General features: G+C 65.6%; 4 protein-coding genes. 2 read left to right on the top strand and 2 right to left on the bottom strand.

The genetic code is table 11. The annotated features are described in order from the left end of the window. Positions 1 to 78 precede the first annotated feature (78 nt). The gene (locus tag QZV94_RS23680; RefSeq protein ID WP_293682718.1) at positions 79 to 1,281 is read right to left on the bottom strand and encodes a polysaccharide pyruvyl transferase family protein; all 1,203 of its coding nucleotides are present in this window, start codon (positions 1,279 to 1,281) and stop codon (positions 79 to 81) included. On the opposite strand from QZV94_RS23680, the gene QZV94_RS23685 reads away from it, so the two are divergent. Both QZV94_RS23685 and QZV94_RS23690 read left to right on the top strand, forming a co-directional pair. Further along, complete coding sequence (locus QZV94_RS23685; protein ID WP_293682720.1) at positions 1,222 to 2,364, top strand: glycosyltransferase family 2 protein; 1,143 nt, start codon at positions 1,222 to 1,224, stop codon at positions 2,362 to 2,364. The two genes, QZV94_RS23680 and QZV94_RS23685, sit on opposite strands and share 60 nt — an antisense overlap. Then, positions 2,361 to 3,143 carry a polysaccharide deacetylase family protein gene (locus QZV94_RS23690; protein ID WP_293682721.1) on the top strand — a complete coding sequence of 261 codons (783 nt, stop codon included), beginning with the start codon at positions 2,361 to 2,363 and terminating at the stop codon, positions 3,141 to 3,143. Before QZV94_RS23685 ends, QZV94_RS23690 begins: the two co-directional genes overlap by 4 nt. On the opposite strand, the gene QZV94_RS23695 is transcribed toward QZV94_RS23690, so the two are convergent. Then, positions 3,127 to 4,086: HAD hydrolase-like protein (locus tag QZV94_RS23695; RefSeq protein ID WP_293682723.1), on the bottom strand; the 960-nt coding region annotated here is incomplete at its 5' end. The two genes, QZV94_RS23690 and QZV94_RS23695, sit on opposite strands and share 17 nt — an antisense overlap.

Raw genomic sequence — 4,086 nt, forward strand, 5'->3', positions numbered from 1 at the left:
TCGTCAGCATCGACCGCGGCCGCGCCGGCCGGCCCCTCGCCTCCGCGTGCCGCCTCGCAGCCCTGCGGCACGCCCAAATCAGCGGCGGGCGACGCGCCTGAAGAGCTGCGCGAGCTCGGCGACGTAGCCGTCGAGCAGGCCGTCCACGTGCTGGACGGCCTGTGCGATTTCCGCGACCAGCGACGCGCGCCGATCGAACCGATCCATCGTGAAGTCGACGGCGGCGTCGGTCGCCAGCCCGTTCACTGGAACAATGTGGTCGTATTCCAGAACACCCTGGAACAGGCCTGAGAACTTGCGACTGTACGCGACGGGCACCACCGGTACGCCGCTGGAAAACGCAGCGATGCAGGCGTGCATGCGGCCCGCCACCAGGAAGTCGAGGCCCGAGATGTAGGACTTGGCTTCGGATGGCGACGCGAAGTTCGGAACCCGGACGACGCCGGGCACCTCCGCCGCGAGCCGGTCGGCGATACGGCCGTCATCGTCCATCGGCAGCGCGTTGCTGTGCACGTGCGTGATCAGCTGCACCCTCACGTTTGGCCTAGAGGCCAGGGCGGATATCAGCTTGTGCGTGAATTCGGCGTAGTCGACCTGCATTCCGAATTCGTTCGCGCCGCTGTAGCCCCTGTTGAACAGAAGGCCGGAAACGTTAACACCCACTTCCAGCAGCGCCGGGTCGCCTTTCTTGCGCCTCGTGAACGGCAGGGCAAAGGCGACATCCACGGCCTGAAGGCGCTTTGCGGTCGGGGCCATGCGACCGGCCACGTCAAACGACAGCGGATCGCGCGCCACGATCAGTTCCGATTGGTTCATCGCCCAGCTGGCGAGCCCGCTATGGGGCTGGCGCGAGAAGGGGCCGATGGTTTGTGGGCTAAGCACGATCGGCCGGCGCCGGGCGATCGCCATGGCCTTCGTCAACCAGAGAAAGCCAAACCGCTTGGAACCGTAGATGTCCGTGAAACTGTCGCCGCCACCGATGTCGAGGACACAGTCCAGGTCGCCTAGGCTGCGCCAGTACGAGCCCCCGGGGACCATCGCCTTGGTGTTGAGGGCCAAGAGTTCGACGTCATCGCCTGCGACGTAGTGCGGCTCGCCGACGTCTTCGAAGCCGAGGATCCTGAAGCGGGCCTTGACGCCGGCCGCCGCCGCAGCGCGGCGCGCCAGGGCCAAGTTGCTGACGGTCAGTGCGCCGACGCCGAGATTGCCTGAATTGACGGAATGCCAGAGAAGGCCCACGGCCAGATCTGCCGACCGCGGCGTCGCAGTGTTGATGCTCATGTCGCGTGTCTCGTCTGGCGTAAGGGCTTCCTTCATCCGAATCCTTTCAACAGTATCAAGATGGCTTCGTCCTTCGACGCAGATGAAGGCATCGGGGAGAACAGGGCTCAGTCAATGGCGTTCGTCGCGTTGGACCAGAAGGCGCAGGTCGAGCTCTCGATCCTCATCGTGAGCTACAACACCAAAGCCCTGACACTGCAGGCGCTTTCGAGCCTCTTCGACCACCCGCCACCGGTGAATTTTGAAGTCCTGCTGCTGGACAACGCCTCGCCGGACGGGAGCTTCCAGGCGATCGACCAAGCCTTTCCACAGATCAAGGCGATCGACCATGCGGTCAACGTGGGATTCGCGGCAGCCAACAACATTCTCGCCCAGCGGGCTCGCGGCCGGCGCATCCTGCTACTGAACCCGGACACCATCTCGCTGGAGGCGAGTCACGAGGAACTCTGGAAGTTCGCGGAGGCCGAACCCGCCCGCCGGATCTGGGGCGGTCGCACGCTGTTCCCGGACCTGAGCCTGAATCCGACCAGCTGCTGGCGTCGCGTGACGCTGTGGAGCTTGTTCTGCGGCGCGGCGGGCTTCACGCACCTCTTCCCGAAGAGTCGCCTGTTCAGTCCGGAATCCTATGGCGACTGGCAGCGCGACAGCGTCGCCGACGTCGACATCGTGACGGGCTGCTTTCTGCTGATCGACCGGGACCTGTGGGAAACGCTGGGTGGATTTGACCCGGCTTTCTTCATGTACGCCGAAGAGGCCGATCTGTGCATGCGAGCCAAGGCGCTGGGCGCCAACCCCGGAATTTCCCCTGCGGCGGAGATCGTCCACATGGGCGGGATGTCCGAGCCCACGGGCGCCGACAAGATCGTCAAGACGGTTCGCGGCCGGGTCACGCTCATGAAGAAGCACTGGAATCCCGCGGCGGTCGCCCTCGGGCGGATGCTGCTGCTCACCTGGTCAGCCGTGCGGATGATCGGTTCCCACGTCGCCTCCGGCCGCAGAGACACCCCAGGCTCGGCAAAGGCCAAGTGGCGCACGGTTTGGGACCGTCGAAGGGAGTGGCTGGCGGGGTACGCTGCGCCATGAGCCTCAAACAGACCGCCAAGAACGCGATCGCGACCGGCTGGGACACGTTTGGCCGGCTCAACACGACGCCGAAGCTGACCATCATCTACTACCACGCCGTCACCGCAGACGCGGCCGAGGCCTTCGATGCGCAGATGGCCTACCTGCGGCGGACCGCCAACATTGTGCCCGCTGACCATCAGGGGCTGCTCGACCCGGCCCGGCCGAACGTGGCCGTGACCTTCGACGATGCGTTCCGATCAGTGCGCGAGAATGCGCTGGCGGCCCTCCAGCGCCATCGAATCCCCGCGACGATCTTCGTTCCGACGGGTTGGCTGGGTCGCCGACCGGGCTGGCAGATGGAAACCACCGGGGACGCAGCCGAGGTCGTGATGACGGGCGAGGAACTCGCGGCGCTCCCGCGCGACGTGGTCTCGTTCGGTTCACATACAGTCGACCATCCGCACCTTACGAAGCTCGCCGAGGCGGCCCTCGACGATCAGGTCCGACGCTCGCGCGAGGTGTTGGAAACCCTGCTGGGGGCCCCGATCGACACGCTTGCGTTTCCGTATGGCGACCACAACGATCGGGTCGTCGAGCGTGCGCAAGCAGCGGGCTATCGTCAGGTCTACACGGTGCAACCACAGCCGATCCGCGCCGGCGACCGATCGATCAAGCGAGGTCGAACGTCGGCAGACCCCCGAGATCCCCCCCGCATCTTCGCCATGAAGACGCGGGGCGCGTTCGACTGGATGCCCATGGCCTCGCGCCTGAAGTCCGCGCTTAAGGGTCGATCATAAGGAAGTCGACGGCCAGATCGCCCGGCGACAGGTCGCGCCGACGCCCCTCCGCCGCGAGTTCGAAGCCCAGCTTCTCAAGCACCATTTCGGCGGCGCGGTTCCGGTCCGTCGGCTTGAACGCCACAACGATCTCGGTGGCGAATTGACCCTCGCCTTTCGCCAGCGTCCAGAACAGGGCCTGCTCGATGAACTTCCCCTGAACCCGGCAGGAAAGCATGAAGTCCTCGACGACGACGCGCTCGCCCTCGCCGCAAGGCTCGCGCCGCGACAAACAGAAGCCCACCGTCCCATAGCTGCCGAACTTGTCCCGGCAGATCAGCACGTGGCGCGTCTGCGCCGGGTCGGCCAGGATGTGGTGGATTTCCTCGCGCCCATACTTGCGGCCTGAGAAATTCAGCTGGTTGGTTCGCTGCACGAGTTCGACGATACGGTCGAAATCGTCGGCGTTATCTGGGCGGATCTCGACGTGGATGTCGCAGTCGCGGAGGAACGCGATGTAGTCGTCGCCGTACCGTTCAGCTGTCTGCTCGCGCACGATCGCCTCCCGGTACATCTGGCGTCGCGCCCGCGACTCGGCGGTCACGGCGCCTTGGAGGCGCGGATGGTCGGCAAGGGTCGGCAGGGCCGCGTCCGAGAGCACCTCGACACCAGCGACCGCCCCCGCCACTTCGGCACGCTCGAAGGGGTTGTCATCCACGAAGAGGACCGTGTCCGCGCCGATGTCGATGGCCCGGACAATCTGCTTCACGCCCTCCGACTTCGGGCCCCAACCGATCCGCTGGTGCAGCACAAACTCGGAGAGGCCCAGCGCTTCGAGTTTGGCCATGGCCTCGTCGTGCGCATTCTTGCTCGCCACGGAGATCAGGATGCCGCGCTCGTCCAACGTGCGGAAAAGTCGGTGAACGCCATCCCGCAGCTTGACGTCGCCTTCCAGGAGGACCCC

The organism is uncultured Phenylobacterium sp. (assembly GCF_902826855.1).
In the GTDB taxonomy this organism is placed as follows: domain Bacteria; phylum Pseudomonadota; class Alphaproteobacteria; order Caulobacterales; family Caulobacteraceae; genus Phenylobacterium.